Source organism: Jeotgalibacillus proteolyticus (assembly GCF_050107735.1).
Lineage (GTDB): Bacteria > Bacillota > Bacilli > Bacillales > Jeotgalibacillaceae > Jeotgalibacillus > Jeotgalibacillus proteolyticus_A.
The window spans coordinates 168,580-189,165 of the sequence record NZ_JBNILO010000005.1; the positions used below are offsets into that span (position 1 = coordinate 168,580).

The following is a 20,586-nucleotide window of genomic DNA, read 5'->3' on the forward strand; positions in this document are numbered from 1 at the left end:
TTCTTTAGATTTAGAAATCAACCTGTGTTCACAAGTCCTGCTGCAACGCCGTTAATCGTCAGCAGTACTTCTGTCAGCAGTTCATCTGAGTGATCGTCGGATTCACGCATTTTCTTGATCAGTTCAACCTGCAGGAAATTGAGGGGATCTACATAAGGATTTCGCAGATTTACACTGTCCTGGATATTAGGCGTATGATCAAGAAGCTCCGTGTTGCCTGTTATCTTCAGGAGCACCTCTTTTGTCAGGGCATACTCTTCTGAAATTTCCCCAAAGATTCGTTTAGCGATCGCCGGGTCATGCACCAATGATAAATATTCTTCTGCGGTGGTTAAATCGGCTTTTAACAGGGCCATTTGAAGATTATTAATGGTTGATTTGAAAAATGGCCAGTTTTCGTACATCTCTTGTAACGTCTTCACCTGCTCCGGTCCCTGCGAAGCAAATGAGTGAAGTCCTGTGCCCGCAGCATACCAGGCAGGCAGCATTTGTCTTGACTGCGTCCAGGCAAATACCCATGGAATAGCACGGAGATCTTCAAAGCGCTGGCTTCCTTTTCGGCTCATTGGACGTGAGCCGATATTAAGCTCTCCCAGTTCTCCAAGCGGTGTGGCCTGCTTAAAGTAGGTTAAAAAGTCTTCGTCTCCAAATACAAGAGCCTGATATTTTTTTAAAGCAGCGTCAGAGCTTTGTGTAATGGCCTCTTTCCAGTCAGCAGGAAGAGCATGCCCATCCTTAAACTGCCGGATGGCTTTTGCCGAAGCTTCCAGCAAAGCAGATGCTGCCTGTTCAAGGTTTCGATACGCGATGTCGCCTAGCAGGTAACGTGAGGAAAGGACTTCACCCTGCTCGGTAATCTTTACGCCATGGCCTAGTGTTTCGCCTGGCTGTGACTGAATGCTGCGGTTTAACGGACCGCCTCCGCGCCCAAGTGAACCGCCTCTTCCGTGGAAGAATTTCAAGCCGACATTGTATTCTCTCGCCATTTCATGAATTTCCTGCTGAGCGTTAAATAGCTTCCAATTGGCTGTCAGCGTTCCTCCGTCCTTACTTCCATCTGAATACCCAAGCATGATTTCCTGGTGGTCGCCGTGCTTTTCAAGATGACCGCGGTAAACGTCCATGTCAAATAATATCTTCATAATTTGAGGACCTGCGATCAAGTCATCCACTGTTTCCAGAAGCGGAGCGACATTCAGGTTGCTCTCGATTGTACCGTCAGCATGCAGCCGGTAAATCCCTGCCTCTTTTGCCAGCACAAGCACCTCCAGCAGATCACTTGAAGACTGTGTCATGCTGATCAGGTACACATTGATTGAACGCTTGCCAAATACATCATGCGCTTTTTTGATCATTTGAAAGACCTTCAACACTTCCTGCGTTTCTTTTGAATAGTCTTCCTGCAAAAGGGTCACAGGCCTTGGATCCTTCAGGACTTTTTCAAGAATGGAAAGCTTTTCTTCTTCTGGAAGAGAAGCATAGTCCTCCGTAATGCCAACCACTTGCAATATTTCTTTTATTGCGGCTTCATGCTCTCCGCTGTGATTTCGTATGTCGAGTGTCGCAAGGTGAAAACCAAATAGCTGCACTTGACGAATGACTTTTCGGATGGTTTTAAGCTTACGGTTGTCCGGCTGGTGGTTTTCTGCGTCTTCCTTAATAAGCATCAAGTCTGACAGCAGATCCTCTGCGTCCTCATAGCCAAGGTCAGATTTTCCTACTTCACGCACCCGCTTCAGCATCACTGCAAACTTGCGCCGGTATACTTCCCCTTCTACCGGCCATGCTTCGTCCTCTGCTAAATACATCTGTTCTTCCTCGTTAACGGAACGGAAAAGTTCTTCGCTTACTTCAACTCGCGTAATGGACTGGCTGAAGCGCTTCATCAGGTCCACAAGTGCCTGCTCGTACTTTTTCAACGTCAGTTTACGCTGCAGTTCAAGGGTTTCCCACGTAATCTCTGGAGTTACATGCGGGTTGCCATCCCGGTCTCCGCCGATCCAGGAGCCGAAGTGAAGAAAGTTTGGAACGGTCCATTCGAGGTCAGGATAGTAGTCTTCAAGTTTATCTTCGAGCTCTTGATGAATCGCAGGAAGCACGGTAAAGAGCGTCTCATCAAAATAATAAAGGCCGTTTTTCACTTCATCCAGAACGGTCGGCTTGCGGTGGCGCAGTTCATCCGTCTGCCACAGCGCGGTCACTTCATTAAATAAGCTGTCATCATATTTTCTTCTTTCCTTTTTTGTTAAATACGGATTATCAAGTGCCCTGAGAAGAAGGGAAATCCGCTTCTGAACTTCTAGCACTGTGCGCTTCGTCGCCTCAGTTGGATGGGCTGTTATAATCAATTCAATGGACAGATCATTGACGATCTGCTGAATTTCCTGCGGTGCAAAATCGTTCTCTTTTATGTACGCCACCGCACTTTCAATTGAAGCAGGCTGAATCACCCCATCATCGTCGAGCTGATACTGCCTGAAGCGGCGGATGCGATGGTTTTGCTCTGCAATATTAATAATGTGAAAATAGATGGAAAATGCACGAATCACCTGTTCACGCATCGGCGGCTCAATTGCGCTGATTTCTTCCTTCAAATGTCTATAAGTATCTTCATTGTATTCTTTTCTCAGGTTTTTTGTGGTCTCTCTTATTTCTTCTACCTTATTTAAGAGAGAAATCCCTCCGTGATGAATTAACACTTCGCCCAAAATTGAGCCAAGCTTCTTCACATCACTGCGTAAGGGTGCGTTACGATCTGTAGATTCAGTCATATCCATTTCCTCCTAATTTCCAAAAATTCAGATAAAATAAACCTTAAAAGTTTATTATAGCGGAAATGCGGAAGGAACAAAAGAATTTCGCTAATTCAGATCAGCACCGCCTTAAAATTGACCATAAAAATCCATCTTCATGAATTTTTTGTAAGATTAACGGTCAACCTTCTTTAAATGTATTTAATTCAGATGAAAACTATCGCGCATTAGACCTCCCCTGTTATATGCTTATACTATAATGATTAAGGGAATTTATTTTTCAGAAATGAATAGACTCTCCTTTTTAGATGCACATTGAATGCATAACGTTTTTTCTTCCATACCCGATGTTCACCAATTCATGAAAGGAAGAAAACGATGACTGAAACCCTGCTTAATAACTTTTTATTTATCTTACTGCCGGTTTTAATCTATCTTATTTTCTTTGAGGATCGTCTGAGCCATTACCGGAGCCATCGTGTATTTCTTTTACTCGCTGCCTTTCCTTTAATTTTGACCATGACGTTTCCTATTGAAATGAAGCTCGGATTTAATTTTGATCTGCGGTACATTCCATTTATCATTGCAGCCCTGTTTTCAGGCTACAAAGTGGCGATTCCTCTTTATATCCTTTTAAATGTATATCGCTTTATTCTGGGCGGAGAAGGCCTGATTCAGTCTTTTCTTTTCTCAACTGTTGTTTTACTCGTTGTGCCTTACTGGTGCAGAAAGTTTATACAATTAACTCCTAAAGAACGAGTCATTTGGGGAGGGATTACGTCCTTTTTAGTCGTCAGCTTTTATCTTTTCACTCTCACAGCATTTTTCCCCGTGCTGAATGAAGAGTACTGGATGATTGCAGCAAATATTGTGCCGGTTCATGTGGCAGGCGTTGTTATCGTACTGGTGTTAATTGAAAAAATCATCACGAACAATCAAAAAAGAGAACAATATATGCAATCAGAACGCCTGAATGTGATTAACGAGCTTTCTGCCAGCGTTTCGCATGAAATCCGTAACCCGCTAACTGTAACAAGCGGTTTTCTTCAGCTGTTAAAGGAATCCACCACCGTTAAAGCAGATGATAAGGTGTATATCGATTATTCTTTAACTGAATTAAAAAGGGCGGAGAAAATAATCAGCGACTTCCTTTCTTTCGCTAAGCCGCAAGCGAAAAATATGATCACCACAAATTTAAAAAGTGAAATTGAATACGTCAACAATATTATGGTTCCATACGCTCATCAGCACTTGGTGGAACTGGAATTCAGCTTTACAAATTACCTCAGCCGGACATTTGATCAAAATCAGATCCAGCAATGTCTAATTAACCTATACAAAAATGCGATTGAAGCTATGAAAGAAAATGGAGGAACTCTCTCCATTGATGTTTTCTCCAAAAAGCGTTATATCATCATCTGTATAAAAGATACAGGGGAAGGAATGACAGAAGAAGAAGTTTCCCTGATCGGAAAGCCGTATTATTCAACCAAAAAAGAAGGGACAGGCCTTGGGATGGTTATGGTATACAGTGTGGTAGATAAAATTGGAGGAAGAATTGAAATTGACAGTGAAAAAGGCGTCGGCACTACGTTTCAACTCACCATTCCTGTCAAATAACCTGAAAATCAGCTCCTTAAATGGGCTGATTTTTTTCTATGTATGAATACATTCACCCGTATTTTGCCAGCTTTTTAAAATAAGTATCTTCAAAAATAGGGGTGATATGATAAAGTTCTTTCGGACAGTGGGAAGAAAGCTTTACCAGTTCATCAAACACTTCCTCAGATAAAAAATAAGTGGATACTCCCTCTTTCAGACTAGACATTTTTTTTGTGGCATGACTTTCTTTCAACTCTTGAATATCAAACCAAATCCGGTCATTATGAGAATATATTGACTGTGGATATTCTCTTGTTAATCTTGCGGAAAACGAAATATAGATCGTACCATTTTCAACGAATGAATCTTTTACACGGGTAAAGACGTATCGAATTTTTGTAGGTATTTCTCTGGTTTTTGTCATTGCTTTCCCCCAATTTACATAGTTTTTTCCCGAGAGCGCTGACAACAGCTGGCAAATTAAAAAAGCCGAAAAGAATCGAGATCTCGATTCTTTTCGGCTTTGCTGACAGTTCAAATGCCTACAGCATGATACCAAGCATCTATTTAATTGTTTCTTTTGGCTAAGCAGCAGATACGACAAAGAAACTCAACTGTTTTCTTGTTACACTTTATTATACTGAATCTTCAGTAAATAGTAAAGCAGGGATTTTGTTTATCCTGTACTTTTTCATCATCTATAACACAAGTAGAAAGGATGATACGATGACCACGCTAATTACAGGATTTAATGGCAAAACCGGGTTTGAAGTTGCAAAAAAGGCCAAATCAGCCGGTCTTGACTTTAAATGCGCCGTAAGGGATACGGAAAAAGCACAAGCTGAATTCGGAAGTGAATTTTCCTTTACCCTGCTTGATTTTACCCTGCCTGAAACCTTCGTTCAGGCATTCAATGGTGTAGACAGAATCTTTCTCATCTATCCCCCTGGGGAAGGCATTGAATTTGAACGTTTCGTGGAAAAAGCGAAGGAGCTATCGATCAAACAGATCGTTTATCTTTCTATAAAAGATGTTCAGTTCATGCCTTTCATTCACCATTTCAAAAATGAAAAGCTCATTAAGAAAACCGGCATCCCTTACACGTTTATTCGAGCCGGCTACTTCATGCAAAACTTAAATGATTTTTTGCTGCAGGAACTGAAAGAAAGACAGCGAATTTTTGTACCCGCAGGAAAAGGGAAAACAAGTTTTGTTGACGCACGTGATCTGGCCGATATCGCTGTCTTAGCCCTGACGAATCCATCCCATCACCACAATAAGTCGTACGTTATAACAGGAAACGAAGCGTTAAGCTTTTATGAAGCAGCAGAAAGAATGACGACTATATTGCAACTGCCAATTGTGTATACCGATCCTTCTGTAAAAGAATTTAAACAGTGGATGCTTTCACAAGGCGCTGATCCCTCTTTTATTAATATTGTGACCGGCATTCACTTCCCTACAAAGCTGGGACTGGCAAAAGGGATCTCTGATGATTTTGAAAAAGTTACAGGAAAAAAGCCTTCTTCTATTGATCAGTACATTGCGGACTTTAAACAGTATTGGCTTTAAGTTGCTCGAAAGAAGTTTTCAGTTGGGAATAAACTCAAAAAGGTGAAAGAAGAAGGAAATGAGGAGAGCGGAAAGCCTCCCCCCTAAAATCGCAGTGAACCGGTCAAAGAGCTTGAGGCACTTTTGTCACAGGCTCAAATTATTATTTCCTATATTCTTTAACCCAGACGATTCCATATACAATGGTTGAGATATTCAAGATGGCCGCAAGCATGTAAAACAAGTAAATGGGAAATTCATCGCTGATAAAAGGTGAAAAAACGAGAATGGTCATTACTATAGGAATGGTCACCCCATAAGTATAATACCCGGCTCGTGTCGCTTTGCTGGTAATAATGCTTTCCCGCTCGTCTCCTTCGCTATACTCGGTCATAGAAGTAAACATCCACTCAACCGTGCGCTTATTTGTACTTCTTGTTTTAAAAGAATAAATGGCATAAAACACTGAAAATAAGGTGAAGATGATCAGCGGTACGGCATTAAACGTAAAGGAAATCTCCCCTCCTTGTGACCAGTTCGTTTCTTCAAACTCCGCAAACTTTCTGAACAATTGAACGGCAGAACTCAGCATCCAGGCCAGGAGTGTATAAAAGATCACACTCATAATCGTTTCAATGACCACTCTTTTCATGACTTGTCCCCTTCCCGATAGAAAATCGTTTCTATTTTTTCTTCCAACACATCCGATAAATTCATTGCCAGCAGTAAAGAGGGTGTATAACTCCCTTTTTCAAGAGAAACAATGGTCTGCCTTGTTACCCCAACTCGATCGGCTAGCTCACCTTGAGTAAGCCCATGCCTGGCACGCAGCTCTTTAACCCGATTCCGAATCGCCATGTATCACGCCTCCTGATTTTCGTATGAGTATAATGTATACTAAACTTTACTTTTTGTAAAGTTAACTATTCTTTTTGCATGGTTTATTTTACTTTAAACTAAAAAAGCTGCGAAATTGGCTCCGCAGCTTTTTTGTGAAATTGTTAATAAATTTAAAATTCCGGCAAAACTTATCCACACTTCAACTAAGTTAAGCATGTCAGACGAATAAAGTTATTAAATACATCAAAGTTATTCACATCACTTATGCACATATACACGTTTTCATAGTCATAAATATCTTATCGTTCGGAAAAGTTATTCACATGTGCATAACTTCTTTTTGATGATTTAAGAAATGCTGAATGGCTTTGCAGTCTTTTTTCAGTACAGGATCCGGGTTTGGACCAAACCACTCCAGGCTGCCCGGGATCGTTTCAACTTTCGGAGCGAGCTTTTTGAAAAAATCCGTGTAATCTACCGCCCCTTCGAATAAGCTGACCATTCCGACCCGATCGCCGGCCGCCGCGTACACATTGGCTGGTTCAAATACATTCAGCTGGTCTCGTGAAGCAATATTTTTCAGATGGAGATGCTTGATGGCAGGCTCCAATGTTAAAAAGGCCTCAACCGGGTCACTTTTTGCTTCCCATATGTGAAGGACATCAAAATTAATAGCTAAAGCTGGATGGTCTACTTCCTTCATCAGTGAAATTGTGGATTCTAAAGTATCAGCAAGTGTATTTGGATGTGTTTCAATTAACAGCTTTTGATCCCCCACCAGCCATTGACAGATCTGACGGATTTTTTTTACCATGAGGGACCGTTCAGCGGGAGTTGTTTGAACGCTTCCCTTTTGACCGGCAAAGGTGCGAATATGGCTGGTTTGCCAGCGTTCTGCCAGTGCCTGGACACGCATTACTTTTTGTTGAAGCTCGTCAATAGGAGCATGCAGCGGAAGATAATCACTAATCATTGATACCGTCAATCCATGCTTCTTCAGCCATTTTGCATTTAAATTGGGTTGAGAGGAAAGATGCTCAGCATGAATTCCCCATAGTTCAATAGACGAGAAGCCATTTGCACTGGCAAACAGCGCCAGGTCGTTCATGGATATCAGATGATGCCGGTAGGTAATGGTGCAAAGAGACAGCTTCATCCGGTCATCCCTCCCAACGAGAAAGAACTGCCGTCCATTTTGCGACGCCATTCTAAAAAGCTGTCGGTCAGTCCTTCTTTTATATAAAATTCCAGCTTCTGCTGTTTGATAAGCTGCTCATGGATTTGTTCAAGATGCTTTGCTTCACCTGTAACCGCATATTTTAATAGTCGGTAATGCAGTGCTGTGAAGCCGTTTACCAGCTTTTCAATCTCGTCGCACCAGACTTCAAATGTTTCTTCAGGCCGCCCAAGCTGCTGCCAGAAATACGCGTAGGCGTGCTCATAGGCGTATTTTCGAATGGCCAGCACGGGAATCTGTTTAACAGCATCGGCCAGATGTTTCCGCTCATTTTTCTTTGTTCCCGTTGAATGCGCTGCTGTAATTTCTTCTATCGCATCTGTCAGAGGATTTTCCGTTTTCTTCATGCATGTTTGGAAGTAAGCTTCAACCGTTTCTTTTGATGGGACTTTTATTGACGCGGCATCAAAATAATACCCGCCAGCTACAGAAGGTTCACGAATCGCGTCCAAAATTCTCTCCTTAGGCAATATGCCCTCCCATCGAAAATCCGGATCAAGCATCTTCCATGCATCCGCCTGCTCTGTTGCTTCAACCATGACGTAATGAGGAAACGGGCTTTGGTGAAATTTATTTTCCCGTTCAGGAAGCATGGACAAATCCAGCATGACCATGACATGACGATCCGGTTTTTTTTCTTCTATAAGCTGAATGAGCGTTTGTATATTTAGCTCTTTTGACTTTTCTTCCCTGAACCATTTTGTAAGGGAGATTCCATACAGCAGGCTGTACCAGTCTTTAAAAAACGTATGGTCCATTTTTTCTGAGTGATAGGATAAAACAAAATCCTCTGAAAGATCAAAATCGGCATCCCACACACCGAAATAATACGGACGGTGGTCGGCTTCGTGATGCTTTTTTATGACCTCGCAGACACAGCTGACAAAGCAATGCACCTTTATCATGATTCTTCCACCTCCGCCTGTAGATTTTCAATAAAATCAAGCAGTGTGCCTACGGTTTGAAAGTCCTTTGGAATCAAAAGCTCATCAGGGATCTCGACACCTAATTCAAGCTCGATTTGCACAATCAGCTGCAGCAGCATGACAGAGTCAAGACACAAGTCCTCATTTAATCTTGCTTCTTCACTAAACCGGTGCAGGCCAGGCGCTTCAAGGTCATTTTTCAGCAAATGAAACAGCTTTTCTTTCAGTTCGTTTCGTGTCATCCTGTCATCTCCCCTAATCTTTTTCGGCTGATTTTTCCGTTAGGCATGACAGCGATAGCTGAAACAAAATGCCACTCTACAGGAATTTGGTAAGGGATGAGCCTGGTTTTGCAATAGCGCTTCAGTTCTTCCTCCTGCTCTTTTGACCCGACAAGTTGAACACATACCTTTTCTCCTGTCCATCTATCTTCTTTTTTATAAACAATTGCTTCCTGAACTAACGAATTCTCGAGCAGAATGTCTTCAACTTCCTTAGGAAAAACCTTCATTCCTGACACATTAATCATGTCATCCATCCGCGCGGCATACCTTAATTCCCCTGTCTGCGTAAGTGTACCAAGATCCTTTGTGTAAATGGTTTGGTCTTTTTTATGAAGGATAATCTCACCCGGTTCATTTTCCGTACCTGCTTCCATTCGCACATGCGGCAAGGCAAATCCCATAGCGTCCGGTCTTTCAGGAGATGGATGCAGCGCCACACAGCCCGCTTCAGAGCAGCCATATTGCTGCAAAAGATGTGTCACGGCTTTCTTCACGTGGTTAAACCATTTTGCAGGCATCAGATTTCCCGAAATCATCACGGCGAACAGCTTTTCTTTTGATAGCTGCGCCAGTGGGTAAATAAGCGCTGGTGCAGCGTATATGAGCGCCTTATCCCATTTTTTCACTGCAGACAGGATCGCTTTTGGGTGATGATTTGTGATCACAACAGGTATCGCCTGTCGCTTTAGAGTGGCAAAAAAGCCGCAGATTAAGCCATATGAATGGGTCGTCGGACAGGCAACGATGGAAGGTGTTGAACTAGCCAGCGGAAAAATGGCCGCATACTGTTCCAGCTCCTCCTCAATCGAATGCCAGGTTCGTTCGATAACCTTTGGTTCCCCGGTCGTACCGGAGCTCATTTGAACGAGCACGCCAACTTTCTCCCGGTCCAGTCGTTCTGAAATGATGGGAGCAATAAAAGATTTATAGATGAGAATATGACTATTTGTTTTTTTGGCCGCGGCTCTCGCTCCTTCTTCTGTCATGGAAGAGTGAAGGGGCACAACAGATCCGCCTCTCTTTTTCATAAACAGGCAGTACAAAAGCCAATCCTCCACTTTTTCGGTACACACAGCGACACGCAATGAATGGGCATCCTTCAGCCATGGGAGCGCTGAAAACCAGCGGTCTGCCGCTTCCGCCTTTTCTGCTGAAATAAACTCCTTATCTATGTAAAACATCTCGATCACTCCTATCTTTCTCTGCAAATACATTTACTACTGTATGATGAATGGGCTTGGACGGTGCTATTTTTTGTGAAAGCAAAGCCTCCGCCTGTATCCATTTTTTTCGATAGCCAATTTCTTTTATTCTACTTTCGAGTTCAGGGTGCTCCCGTTCAAATTCTGCAAGTGCGTTCTCCACCCATGACCAAAATGAGGATTCATCCAGAATTCCTCTTTGGTTCAGCGCGCTTGACAGCTCTGTAAAATGAAAAACAAATAAAGTATCCATCACTAATTCCCGCAGTCCTTCAACTGAAGACATCCAATAAAACTCGTCAGACTTTCCTTTTTTAAAATCAGGATGAATAGCCCAAAAACGGGGTGCCTTTTCGGGCTCGGCTAAAAAGGATTCCACATACTCAATGCTGTCATGAAAGTCACGAACCGCCATTCCAACAGGCCAGCCATTTTTTACAATCAGCACAACGTTTTGTGCGTGCGCCTCAAGGGCAATACCGTGCCGAATCAAAAAGTGCCAGATGGGAATGATGACAATCTGAATCAATTGTTTCAGCCATTTTTCCACGCCATATTGCTGCAGCCAGCTTTCAATAAACAGCTTTCCGTTTTCTTCTGTTAAACTGCAGGCGTTAAGCGGCACGGCTTCTTCTCCCGCTGCCAGAACAGAACGAGGACTTTCCCTAAAGATTACGCCAACTTCACCAGGCTGAACGTCACATTCAACAGGCTCCCAGCTCACACTTGCATATTCCTTTAACACTTTCGTTGAGGAAAGAAGCGGATCGGCTTTTGCAATGGTACTCAGCCATTCTGAAATAGCCGGTGCCGCAGCAGCTGCTGATGGTGCTATTGTACGGATGGATGACGTATGGGCCAGGTTCATGGAAAGCTTAATATGCGCTTTCTCACTTCGTTCCGTATTCCAGAGCGTGCGAATGGACTGTGTGGCCCTGTAAAGTTCAGCCCCCTCTCCCAGAAAAATCGCCCCTTTTACCCTGTCGCGCACTGCTTTCCATTGCCAGGGATGAACCGGTATAAGCGAGTACTGATTTCTTTGGCCTCCCTTTTTATCCAAACGCTCCATAAGCTCGTCGTATACCTGTCCTATTTCACTATTCCAAAACAGCTCCTCGTTAGGAAAGGATCTGCGCACTTCTTTTTCAGGACAAGCCAGCCAGACTAATGCAAACGGGTTTCCGGCTTCAGGACCGTACTGCTCGTGGTCTTCCAGTGAAAAACCTGTTCTTGATTTAAAGCAAGGATGATAGGGATGTCCTTCCCAAATGGCTGACTCCAGCTCTTCATACGAGAGGCTGCTTCTATTTTCTGTCTGCGTAAGATGCTGCTCATTCCATTGGGTCAGCTTTTTTGTTTGTTTCAGCTCGAGTGAAAAAGCGGATGGAAAATCAGCTGAATTTAACAGTTTATCAAGCGAAATGGCTTCGCTGTTAGTTCCTTTTTCAAGCCGGATGCTTTCCCCTTTTATCCGAATGCGTCCGAATGCTCCCCTTTTCCCGGAACATAGAAGAACAGCGCTCTGAAGCGGTATGTGAAAATGGATGATTCCGCCAACTTCTTTTTCTGTACAGGAAAGAAGATTCTCAAACAACAGCGCTTCGATGAGCTGTCTGCAGATCCGAAGATCCGTTTTGCACCTTTTCATAAGCTGCCTCCTCTCTGAAAGGATTGCTGATCGAAGTGTAAACGGCTTTTTCATCCGCTGCTTCAAGCTCATCCACATCCTGAAGACGCGTCAGTAAATTCGCTTTGCAGGCCAGAGCCGGCGCTGTTAGAACATGTTGAATCCAGCGCTTTCCTGCCCCGGTGAACCGCTGCTCAAGCTCAGACAGTTCCCGTTTCACAAAGCGGATGAGTTGTTCTTCCTGGATTAGCCTATCTGCGCCCATTCTATGGATCACAGAAGATAAATGATTCAGTAATACATAATAGGTAAAGCGGTCCTTGATAACGGAATCGCTGTAAAACAATTCTTCTCTAGCTTCAATGCCAGGCTCCAATTCGAGCAAATGCTCCTTGTAGGAAGAAGCCAGGTAATAGCCCTGATTATCACGATAATATCCGTGCTCAGGAAAACCGGATGAAACATTCACGATGCAGTTTTGCTGGTGAGCTTCGAGTGCGATCCCTTCCTCTTCATAAAGCGTAATAAGTGGAACCATCATCGTATTCCAATAGCTTTTAAACCACTCGAAGGAAGCTTCTTCAATGGACTGATCATTCTTTTTACACACTTGAACGAGCTGGAAAATCGCTGAACGCTCACCCGGAAGCGCTTCTTGCACAAGTGCTGCGACCGGCATAACACCACGATGCCCGCTAAACGGATTGTGCCGGAGAATCACTTCAAATCCCGACTCTTTTTTCTCTTTGTGCTGAACAGTTAAATAAGCAGGGTCGTGAATAATAGAGAAATTTTCAAAGCGGTGAGCCATTCGTTTCTTTTTAAAAATAGAAGCCATGCCCACTCCTGCTTCTAGCTCTGAAAACTTGTTCACCCGCAGTGAATTTGTCACTTTTACTGGGATGGAGAATTTCAGCATCCACTCGCTATCTTCCTGAAAAACCGTTCGCAGAGAAGAGGTGGCCGAATAAGTTTCACGGCTTTTCCCCGCCAATCGGATCAGCCCTTCGTTCATCGCCTCAGCTACCCATTCCTGCTGAAGAAGCCATTGGGTTTGGAGAGGATGCATTGGCAGCAGCAACTCGTCCTCTTTCAATTCGATCCCGTCAGCCAGTTGGATTAAATGCTGCGATGCCCGTTTTTCCTCAGCCGAGCCTTCCCTGATCAGCTCCCGATTGACGGCAAAGTAATCGAGGTGAAAAACACCTGATAATTCGGGTGAGTATTTTTCCTGCTGCCACACCGTCATTCCCTGTCTGCTTTTAGGGGTGGGGTGCATCCAGTGCCCAAAGGTCAGTGACTGTTCTGCCTGAATAAACGAAGTCTGGACAGGATGAGGCCGCGGCCCCCGATTCAAATGGTGTTCAACCATCTTCGCCATCGTCTGACAGCTGTCGAGCAGCCGGTATAGGAGCTCATCATAATGAGAGCAATGCCCCGACAGCACATGCATTTCCTGACAAAGAAGCATCATGACCTCGAGTGCTTCAGCTTCCTTGCAGCCCTTATTGTGATAAAGCTTTATCCCGCCAAACTCATGCGTACCCACTTTGGAATGGTACAGAATTTCCACAATTAAACAGGACCCGTGCTTAGGCAGCCTGACCTCCAGCAGTTCTTCTGATTGAAATGCAACGGCAGCTCCATGACAGGCTTCCCAGTCTTCTTTGCGCCAAAATTTCTCACCCTTCACTTCCTGAATGTAGCTGTTCATAAATGCCTTAAACGATGCTTTTTCTGCAATTTCCCTGTACTTTCTATCCATCATCTCATCCTTTCAAGGGCCAAAAAGACTACTAATTGAAAATCATTCTCAATAAAGAATGAAGAAAAAACGGGATCCCCCGTCTTGTTCTCCCTCTGTTTATTTAAGCCCGCCTTCACGTTCAGCCAGAGGACTTATTACAGGTTGATAATGCTGATCACACCTTTTTGTGCATAAAATTACTTAATTATGTACCTTATGAATTGAGGACAGATAGTCATTTCTCCTGAAACGCCTGTTTTTGTCCAAGCACATCATAGTAATCCTGGCTGCTTCCAAGAATAAAGGAAGGACCCGGTTTTCCTCTTCGTTCACGATGTCCAGCTAAGTGAATCTCACTTGTTTCCCACGCCTTCCAGTCCTGTTCTGTTTCCCAGCGGATCATGACGCGCACTTCTTCTTCGCCGCGCCGCTGCTTTTTCTTTAACACACTTAAATCTATAAAGCCGGGCTGCTGTTCGATGACCCCCTCACCCGCAAAACGCTCTGTCATTTGATCTGCATATCCTTCTGCAACCTGTATCGTTTTCATTTGTATAAACATCAAAAGGCCTCCCTTTATTTGGTTGAGTTCATTATAAATGATAATGAGATTCATTTTCAATTAAAATCTAAAATGAAATGGACGAACAGGAATATAGTAGGTGGTACCATCAGTTCAAAAGTTTGCCATCTACTCCCTTTATTTGTCGAAAGAATTGTAAAACTTTTTCATTTCTGTCTATTGACCAACCGTACTAACCGTATTACAATAACTAATACAGATAGTACATTTCAAATGAGGAGGGTGCGGATGTTTACGTTAGATACGCGTAGCCGGGTCCCTATATACGAACAGCTGATGGATCAGCTGAAGAAGCTGATGATGCGTGATGTAATGCAGGTGGATGAACAGCTGCCTTCTGTTCGAAGCCTCGCGCAGGAGCTGACCATTAATCCCAATACTATTCAAAAAGCGTACCGTGAGCTTGAACGGGAAGGATTTATTTATTCCATACCAGGCAAAGGAAGTTTCGTAGCACCATTTCAGATTGATGCTAATAAGGAGCGATTGGAGATGCTGAAGCAGGATTTAGAGAAAATTGTGAGTGAAATTTTGTTCCTTGGCGGATCAAAGGATGAGCTGATTCAACTGATTGAAAAAGTCAAAGTGGCAGAAAGGGAGGATAAAAATGATTAAAGCGGTTGCTGTGAATAAAAAATTTGAAGATCTGCAAGCCGTTCACGATCTCTCCCTTCACGTTCGGAAAGGCTCAATCTACGGCCTGCTTGGATCCAATGGGGCAGGTAAAACCACCCTGCTGAAAATGATTGCAGGAATTTATAAACAGGATCATGGAAGCATCACTGTCGCTGACCAGCCTGTATATGAAATCCCTGAAAGCAAACAGCGGGTTCTCTTTATTTCTGATCAGCCCTATTTTCTTCACCAGACGTCTTTAAATCAAATGGCTTCTTTTTACGAACAGGTTTATGTCAATTGGAATGCAAAACGTTTTAAGCAGCTGACCTCCCATTTACGAATGGATCCGGATAAAAAGCTTTCCCGCATGTCAAAAGGAATGCAGCGCCAGGCTTCGTTTATTCTGACGCTTTCGGCCATGCCTGACGTTTTAATTCTTGATGAACCGTTTGATGGCCTGGATCCTGTTGTGCGGCAGCAAATGAAGAACCTGATCTTGCAGGATGTCGCTGATCGGTCACTGACCCTTCTTGTCTCGTCCCATAATCTTCGGGAAATGGAGGACTTTTGTGATTATGTCGGCATCATGCACAAAGGCACCCTTTTATTTGAACGGGATATGGATGAACTGAAAACAGATATTCACAAACTGCAGATCGCCTTTAAAAAGGTCCCGGACAAAACCTTTTTGGATGGAATGGATGTACTTCATTATGAAAAGCGGGGCAGCGTAGTCCTCTGCATTGTAAAAGGAAATGTCGATGAGATCTCTGCATATGTAGAAACGTATCAGCCGGCCATTTTTGATCTATTGCCGCTGACATTAGAAGAAATATTCATTTATGAATTAGGAGGTGTCGGCTATGAAATCCGGAATCTTATTGTGGAATAAAGGATTGTTTCAGCAGCAGGCACGATCCATCACCTGGATTGCCGTATTTTTCACACTTGCCCTTATTATCATGCTTCCGCTCAGTATACTGATCGATCATTTAACGAGAGTTGCAAGTGGACAGTTTTCACGCTCTTATTACTATTACAATGACCAGATTAATCCTGTCTTTGAGTTTTCGTTTGCCTTTCAATTGATTTTGTATGCCATCTTCCCTATTTTACTGGGAATCATACTTGTTAATTTCACAACCAAAAAATCAGCAACCGATTTTATGCACGGGCTCCCCTTTACCCGGCAGACAATTTTAACGAATACCTATTTGGCGGGAACGGCCGCCCTGCTCGTACCACTGCTTATAACGGGAGCTCTGCTTGCCATCCTCCTGCCGTTTTTGAATGATTCATTTTACAATTTCGTTGATATTCTCAGTTGGATGGGATTGTCCTTTCTTATCGTGCTTTTATTATTTATCTTTGCCATCACAATTGGAATGTTTGTTGGCAACGGTCTGCTTCATGCCGGGCTTGCGTATTTAATGATTTTTGTGCCGGCCGGTCTGATTGTACTTGTTCTTTATAATCTTCAATACTACGTTAAGGGTCTTGCGCTGACCAATTATGCTGACACTATTATGACAAATGGAATATTTTTTGTTCGGCTTGCAATGCTGATTGACGATCCTTTCAGCTTGACGGAATATGCCACCTACACACTGATTGCTGCTGTATTGACAGCCGCCTCTTATATTGCGTACACAAAAAGGCCGTCAGAAGCAACGGATCAGACCATTGTCTTTCCTTTCTTCCGTTACTTATTTCTCTATGTCCTTACCTTTTTCACGATGCTCGTGGCAGGCTTTTTCTTTAGTGAAATTCAGCAGGGCAACTTTGCCTGGGCCGTAGTCGGCTATATTCTTGGTGCTTTTATCGGGTATACCATTCTTCAAATGATCCTGCAGAAAACACTGCGTCTGGTATGGCCTTGGAAAGGGTTTGTGATTTATGGGGTGTTTGTCGCCCTGCTCATCATCCCGGTGAACTTTGCTGCAGGGTTTTATGAAAATGCTGTACCTGAAGCTAGCGAAGTGCAGAGTGTCAGCATCAACAATATGTATCAGGATTCTGAAGTCAGATATATGGAGAGTCCGGAAAGTATTGAACAGGTCATTGCGCTTCATGAAACCCTTGCGGAAGTGGCTGTTTCAAATACCTATAATATCGATTACATTTCCATCGATTATAAGCTGAAAGACGGCGGGACATTATCTAGAGAATACCGTGTTCCATATGAACTTGTCGCTGACCTTACCGCAGAGTTGCGCCGAAGCGAGGAATACAAGCTGATGAATGAACCAATTTTCAGAATGCAAGAGAATAATGAAATTTCTTATTTAAGTCTAAGTCTTCACGATTCAGCCGAAGAAACACGAATTACAAATATGACTCAAATCCAGGAACTAATGGATGCTATTGAGAAAGACGTGCGGGAAACGCCAAGCCGTTGGCAATTTTCATCAGGTAACGAAAACTATTTTGGAAGTATCTTCTTTGAAGGGCTGGACGAACAATACCAATCTCACACAAGTGTTTCTCTCTACATGGATTATACGAATACGATTGAGTGGCTCAAGGAAAATGGTTACTCAGATGAAATGCTTTCACCGGAACAGCTCGACAGTGTGATTGTTTTGCCAGATATGAACGAAGACTTGAGGATGATTGTCGATGACATTATGTATAACAATGGCGACATCAACCAGCTGCCCGATCCAAAATATGTCGCAACGGATAACGAGGAAATTCAGGCGATTTATACTGCTGTAACAGAAGGAGCCGGAACAGATTACACCGTAATTGTTCCGCAGAGCGGCAGCTATACCACGCTAAGCTTTACTGAAGAAAATGCGCCGGACTTTATAAAGGACGCTCTTCCTTTGCCATAAAAAGTAAAGAAGGGAACTCGAGCATGGGTCCCTTCTTTACTTTTGCCAAAATCGGCCCCAAAAATAGAGTTCTACCTTGAGGAGGGTAAAAATGATTGATATTAACCAGCTTTCCCACCACTTTACTTTAGGAAAAAAAGGAGATCAAACGTCACTGTCCGTGTTAGAGAATATCTCCTTTCATGTACGTGCAGGTGAAATAGTAACCATTGTTGGCCGAAGCGGATCAGGTAAATCAACACTTTTAAATTTAATCAGCGGCTTTATCCGTCCAACTCAGGGTGAAATTATCATCCAGGATCAAAAAGTGAGTGAATATGATGAAAGCGAGTTTGCTGCTTTTCGATTGCAGCATATGGGCTTTATCTTTCAAAACTTTCAGCTGATCCCCAGTATGACAGCGTATCAAAACATTGAACTTCCTCTTATTTTAAAGGGCATTAGTGAACAGGCGCGAAAAAAGATGACGCTTGATATGCTGAAAAAAGTCGGCCTTGAGGATTTTTCAGGACACTACCCGAGCGAATTATCAGGCGGTCAGCAGCAGCGCGTTTCCATTGCCCGGGCACTTGTTTTAGAGCCCCCTCTTATTTTAGCGGATGAGCCGACAGGAAGTCTTGACAGTGAGACAGAGGAAGATCTGCTTCATTTCATTCAGAAGTTGAACAAGGAGATGGGCATCACCTTTCTGATCATCACGCATGACGACGAAGTAGCCAGAATTGGCGATCGGACCATTACACTGGCAGACGGAAAAATGGTGGAAAGCGGGGTGTTTTCATGAAGATCAAAGACCAGTTTCGATTCATTCTTCAAAATATGAAAAAAAATAAAATTCGAGTGTTTATGACCGTCCTGGCCACCGCGATGGGCTGTGCCTTTTTAATTGTCCTTGCCTCGGTTGCCTTCGGTCTGCACGACTCTATCGTAAGCGACACGCTTGAAAAAAGGACGATTAACGAGATTGAGGTAGTAGGAAGTGAAGAAGGCCAGGGAATCACAGACCAGGATATTGCTAAGTTTGAAGAATTGGAAGGCGTACGTGCAGTTACGCGTCAGAAATTTGTCCAGCAGGATGCGGTTTATTCTATTGATGGATTTGAAGCCAACGCTCCGACTGTTGCTGCACATTTTCCATCTGAGATTGCCTCAGGCGTTGAACTTGCAGAAGGCAGATTGCCAGAAGCTCCTGACGAAGTAGTAATTGGACATCATTTTATCCCATTGCTAACGCCTTCAGAAGGAAATCCCGATGAACTTTATAACGAAGACGGACTCATTAAAAAAGAGCTGCAGTTTGATGAAAATGTAATCGGGCAAACTATTGCGATGGAGATTGCCAAAACAGACGGTGACGAAGAAACCGCTGAAGAATTTGATGTCAAGATTGTGGGGGTTATGAAGGCACCCGGACGCGAATGGGAGTGGGACCAGCGTGTTTATATAACGGATAATATGCTCAATGAACTCGAGGCCTTCACCGGTACTCCGGGAGCAGCATTAGAGGATCCTTCCACCTATGAAGATGTCACAGCTGAAGAAATCCCTTATGACCAGGTTACGGTTATTGCAAGCGATCTTGAAAGTGTGAAAAACGTAAGCGAACAACTTGAAAGTCAAAATTATATGTCCTACTCAATTGTAAATGAAATGGAACAAATGAACACCTTGTTCACCATTGCAAAAGCAGGATTGATCTTTATTGGCACCATCGCCATTTTAATTGCCTCTATTGGCATTTATAATACGATGACGATGGCGGTTACGGAACGGGCACCGGACATAGGGATAATGAAAGCCATCGGAGCGAGTCCTAAAGTGATAAAACGGATTTTTCTTCTCGAAAGCAGCTACATTGGTCTGATTGGTGCTGCGATTGGCATTGCTGCTGCCTATGTAATTAGTATTCTGGTGAATCTTGGGCTTCCTCTGCTCCTGGAAACAGCTTTTAACGAAGAAATGCCTGAAGGTCTTCAGTTTTCATCCATTCCTTCGCTGTTAATTGTGATAGCGGTCGTGATATGCCTGGTTGTTACAATCCTCTCAGGTCTGCGTCCGGCAAAACGCGCTACAGAGATCGATGTGCTGAAGGCAATGAGGAGAGAAATTTAGAAATTTTCTTTCAATCAAACATTTGTTTAACTTCTTTGAAGGTTTCACACCTCCCAAATTTGGAAAAAGATGAGTAAATAAAATTTCCAGGGAGGAAACAAACATGCAGCATGGAAAAGCATTAGTGATTAAAGCAGCACTCGTATTTCCGGTATTATGGATTGTACTTACTCTGTTTAATGACGTATCCTTTTTAGACAGCACCCTCATTGGACTCGTTCTTTTACTTGCCGCATATGCCGCTGGAGATCTTATCCTGTTGCCGAAAGTGGGAAATGTGGTCAGCACCCTTGCTGATTTTGGCGTCGCTCTTCTTGTCATTTGGGGCGGTCTTGAAATATTTAGTTACAATGAGATGTTCATTCCCGCTTTAGTTGCAGCAGCGGTGGTCGCCGCTGGTGAATTTTTATTTCATATGTGGATGCTTAAAAATGTTTACAATAATCCCAATTTCTCCACTCATTCCGGTACACCTGCTAGTAAAGAAAAAGCTGAAAAAACACCAAGTCCGGAGAAAACTACTACGCTTGACTCTAAAGCTTCCAGAACAAAAGAACGCAACACCTAATGATCTCAATCCTTCACCCTCATGGTGGAGGATTTTTTTGTCTGATACTCTATTGACCACGCACCCCTTCTGCCTTAAAGTAAAATAGGATTGTAAAAT

Annotated in this window: 19 protein-coding genes; 8 read left to right on the forward strand and 11 right to left on the reverse strand. The window is 43.3% G+C overall.

From position 1 onward, the window contains the following. Nucleotides 1–17 precede the first annotated feature (17 nt). Entirely contained in the window at nucleotides 18–2,771 is a 2,754-nt protein-coding gene (ppc, locus tag ACQCT8_RS10030) for a phosphoenolpyruvate carboxylase (protein ID WP_426870679.1), read from the reverse strand. Between the two features lie 360 nt (nucleotides 2,772–3,131). On the opposite strand from ppc, the gene ACQCT8_RS10035 reads away from it, so the two are divergent. Continuing rightward, entirely contained in the window at nucleotides 3,132–4,373 is a 1,242-nt protein-coding gene (locus ACQCT8_RS10035; RefSeq protein WP_426870681.1) for an ATP-binding protein, read from the forward strand. A gap of 52 nt (nucleotides 4,374–4,425) precedes the next feature. On the opposite strand, the gene ACQCT8_RS10040 is transcribed toward ACQCT8_RS10035, so the two are convergent. Continuing rightward, on the reverse strand, nucleotides 4,426–4,779 hold the full coding sequence (locus ACQCT8_RS10040; RefSeq protein WP_426870683.1) for a hypothetical protein: 354 nt from the start codon (nucleotides 4,777–4,779) through the stop codon (nucleotides 4,426–4,428). A 302-nt stretch (nucleotides 4,780–5,081) separates the two neighbouring features. Between ACQCT8_RS10040 and ACQCT8_RS10045 the strand changes: the two genes are divergently transcribed. Continuing rightward, nucleotides 5,082–5,927: an SDR family oxidoreductase gene (locus ACQCT8_RS10045; protein WP_426870685.1), complete on the forward strand. Its 846-nt coding sequence runs from the start codon at nucleotides 5,082–5,084 to the stop codon at nucleotides 5,925–5,927. A gap of 142 nt (nucleotides 5,928–6,069) precedes the next feature. On the opposite strand, the gene ACQCT8_RS10050 is transcribed toward ACQCT8_RS10045, so the two are convergent. The 9 genes from ACQCT8_RS10050 to ACQCT8_RS10090 form a co-directional block, all read right to left on the reverse strand. Continuing rightward, on the reverse strand, nucleotides 6,070–6,558 hold the full coding sequence (locus ACQCT8_RS10050) for a hypothetical protein (protein ID WP_426870687.1): 489 nt from the start codon (nucleotides 6,556–6,558) through the stop codon (nucleotides 6,070–6,072). Then, complete coding sequence (locus tag ACQCT8_RS10055) at nucleotides 6,555–6,764, reverse strand: helix-turn-helix transcriptional regulator (RefSeq protein WP_426870689.1); 210 nt, start codon at nucleotides 6,762–6,764, stop codon at nucleotides 6,555–6,557. Before ACQCT8_RS10055 ends, ACQCT8_RS10050 begins: the two co-directional genes overlap by 4 nt. Before the next feature lie 301 nt (nucleotides 6,765–7,065). Further along, on the reverse strand, nucleotides 7,066–7,902 hold the full coding sequence (locus ACQCT8_RS10060) for a sugar phosphate isomerase/epimerase family protein (RefSeq protein ID WP_426870691.1): 837 nt from the start codon (nucleotides 7,900–7,902) through the stop codon (nucleotides 7,066–7,068). Beyond that, nucleotides 7,899–8,888: a DUF6005 family protein gene (locus ACQCT8_RS10065; protein ID WP_426870693.1), complete on the reverse strand. Its 990-nt coding sequence runs from the start codon at nucleotides 8,886–8,888 to the stop codon at nucleotides 7,899–7,901. Before ACQCT8_RS10065 ends, ACQCT8_RS10060 begins: the two co-directional genes overlap by 4 nt. Further along, a complete protein-coding gene (gene asbD / locus ACQCT8_RS10070) occupies nucleotides 8,885–9,151 on the reverse strand; it encodes a petrobactin biosynthesis protein AsbD (RefSeq protein WP_426870695.1) in 267 nt (88 codons plus the stop codon). Before asbD ends, ACQCT8_RS10065 begins: the two co-directional genes overlap by 4 nt. Beyond that, on the reverse strand, nucleotides 9,148–10,374 hold the full coding sequence (locus ACQCT8_RS10075) for an AMP-binding protein (protein WP_426870697.1): 1,227 nt from the start codon (nucleotides 10,372–10,374) through the stop codon (nucleotides 9,148–9,150). The genes asbD and ACQCT8_RS10075 overlap by 4 nt, the downstream gene beginning before the upstream one ends. Continuing rightward, nucleotides 10,358–12,043, reverse strand: a complete 1,686-nt coding sequence (locus ACQCT8_RS10080; RefSeq protein WP_426870699.1) for an IucA/IucC family protein — start codon at nucleotides 12,041–12,043, stop codon at nucleotides 10,358–10,360. The genes ACQCT8_RS10075 and ACQCT8_RS10080 overlap by 17 nt, the downstream gene beginning before the upstream one ends. Next, nucleotides 11,982–13,787 carry an IucA/IucC family protein gene (locus tag ACQCT8_RS10085; RefSeq protein ID WP_426870700.1) on the reverse strand — a complete coding sequence of 602 codons (1,806 nt, stop codon included), beginning with the start codon at nucleotides 13,785–13,787 and terminating at the stop codon, nucleotides 11,982–11,984. Before ACQCT8_RS10085 ends, ACQCT8_RS10080 begins: the two co-directional genes overlap by 62 nt. 217 nt (nucleotides 13,788–14,004) lie before the next feature. Beyond that, the gene (locus ACQCT8_RS10090) at nucleotides 14,005–14,331 is read right to left on the reverse strand and encodes an antibiotic biosynthesis monooxygenase family protein (protein ID WP_426870702.1); all 327 of its coding nucleotides are present in this window, start codon (nucleotides 14,329–14,331) and stop codon (nucleotides 14,005–14,007) included. Nucleotides 14,332–14,580: 249 nt separating this feature from the next. Here ACQCT8_RS10090 and ACQCT8_RS10095 point away from each other — a divergent pair, with 249 nt between their 5' ends. From ACQCT8_RS10095 to ACQCT8_RS10120, 6 genes are all read left to right on the forward strand, one after another. Next, complete coding sequence (locus ACQCT8_RS10095; protein ID WP_041055344.1) at nucleotides 14,581–14,967, forward strand: GntR family transcriptional regulator; 387 nt, start codon at nucleotides 14,581–14,583, stop codon at nucleotides 14,965–14,967. Further along, entirely contained in the window at nucleotides 14,960–15,862 is a 903-nt protein-coding gene (locus tag ACQCT8_RS10100; RefSeq protein ID WP_426870705.1) for an ABC transporter ATP-binding protein, read from the forward strand. The genes ACQCT8_RS10095 and ACQCT8_RS10100 overlap by 8 nt, the downstream gene beginning before the upstream one ends. Next, nucleotides 15,834–17,807: a hypothetical protein gene (locus tag ACQCT8_RS10105; protein WP_426870707.1), complete on the forward strand. Its 1,974-nt coding sequence runs from the start codon at nucleotides 15,834–15,836 to the stop codon at nucleotides 17,805–17,807. The genes ACQCT8_RS10100 and ACQCT8_RS10105 overlap by 29 nt, the downstream gene beginning before the upstream one ends. 91 nt (nucleotides 17,808–17,898) lie before the next feature. Continuing rightward, nucleotides 17,899–18,591, forward strand: a complete 693-nt coding sequence (locus ACQCT8_RS10110; RefSeq protein ID WP_426870709.1) for an ABC transporter ATP-binding protein — start codon at nucleotides 17,899–17,901, stop codon at nucleotides 18,589–18,591. Continuing rightward, a complete protein-coding gene (locus ACQCT8_RS10115) occupies nucleotides 18,588–19,919 on the forward strand; it encodes an ABC transporter permease (protein WP_426870711.1) in 1,332 nt (443 codons plus the stop codon). Before ACQCT8_RS10110 ends, ACQCT8_RS10115 begins: the two co-directional genes overlap by 4 nt. 103 nt (nucleotides 19,920–20,022) lie before the next feature. Further along, nucleotides 20,023–20,487: a DUF2512 family protein gene (locus ACQCT8_RS10120; RefSeq protein ID WP_426870713.1), complete on the forward strand. Its 465-nt coding sequence runs from the start codon at nucleotides 20,023–20,025 to the stop codon at nucleotides 20,485–20,487. Nucleotides 20,488–20,586 lie beyond the last annotated feature (99 nt).

Bases quoted from the DNA above. Each gene is read 5' to 3' on its own strand.
- ppc (WP_426870679.1), bottom strand. From the start codon at position 2,771: ATGACTGAATCTACAGATCGTAACGCACCCTTACGCAGTGATGTGAAG.
- ACQCT8_RS10035 (WP_426870681.1), top strand. From the start codon at position 3,132: ATGACTGAAACCCTGCTTAATAACTTTTTATTTATCTTACTGCCGGTT.
- ACQCT8_RS10040 (WP_426870683.1), bottom strand. From the start codon at position 4,779: ATGACAAAAACCAGAGAAATACCTACAAAAATTCGATACGTCTTTACC.
- ACQCT8_RS10045 (WP_426870685.1), top strand. From the start codon at position 5,082: ATGACCACGCTAATTACAGGATTTAATGGCAAAACCGGGTTTGAAGTT.
- ACQCT8_RS10050 (WP_426870687.1), bottom strand. From the start codon at position 6,558: ATGAAAAGAGTGGTCATTGAAACGATTATGAGTGTGATCTTTTATACA.
- ACQCT8_RS10055 (WP_426870689.1), bottom strand. From the start codon at position 6,764: ATGGCGATTCGGAATCGGGTTAAAGAGCTGCGTGCCAGGCATGGGCTT.
- ACQCT8_RS10060 (WP_426870691.1), bottom strand. From the start codon at position 7,902: ATGAAGCTGTCTCTTTGCACCATTACCTACCGGCATCATCTGATATCC.
- ACQCT8_RS10065 (WP_426870693.1), bottom strand. From the start codon at position 8,888: ATGATAAAGGTGCATTGCTTTGTCAGCTGTGTCTGCGAGGTCATAAAA.
- asbD (WP_426870695.1), bottom strand. From the start codon at position 9,151: ATGACACGAAACGAACTGAAAGAAAAGCTGTTTCATTTGCTGAAAAAT.
- ACQCT8_RS10075 (WP_426870697.1), bottom strand. From the start codon at position 10,374: ATGTTTTACATAGATAAGGAGTTTATTTCAGCAGAAAAGGCGGAAGCG.
- ACQCT8_RS10080 (WP_426870699.1), bottom strand. From the start codon at position 12,043: ATGAAAAGGTGCAAAACGGATCTTCGGATCTGCAGACAGCTCATCGAA.
- ACQCT8_RS10085 (WP_426870700.1), bottom strand. From the start codon at position 13,787: ATGGATAGAAAGTACAGGGAAATTGCAGAAAAAGCATCGTTTAAGGCA.
- ACQCT8_RS10090 (WP_426870702.1), bottom strand. From the start codon at position 14,331: ATGTTTATACAAATGAAAACGATACAGGTTGCAGAAGGATATGCAGAT.
- ACQCT8_RS10095 (WP_041055344.1), top strand. From the start codon at position 14,581: ATGTTTACGTTAGATACGCGTAGCCGGGTCCCTATATACGAACAGCTG.
- ACQCT8_RS10100 (WP_426870705.1), top strand. From the start codon at position 14,960: ATGATTAAAGCGGTTGCTGTGAATAAAAAATTTGAAGATCTGCAAGCC.
- ACQCT8_RS10105 (WP_426870707.1), top strand. From the start codon at position 15,834: ATGAAATCCGGAATCTTATTGTGGAATAAAGGATTGTTTCAGCAGCAG.
- ACQCT8_RS10110 (WP_426870709.1), top strand. From the start codon at position 17,899: ATGATTGATATTAACCAGCTTTCCCACCACTTTACTTTAGGAAAAAAA.
- ACQCT8_RS10115 (WP_426870711.1), top strand. From the start codon at position 18,588: ATGAAGATCAAAGACCAGTTTCGATTCATTCTTCAAAATATGAAAAAA.
- ACQCT8_RS10120 (WP_426870713.1), top strand. From the start codon at position 20,023: ATGCAGCATGGAAAAGCATTAGTGATTAAAGCAGCACTCGTATTTCCG.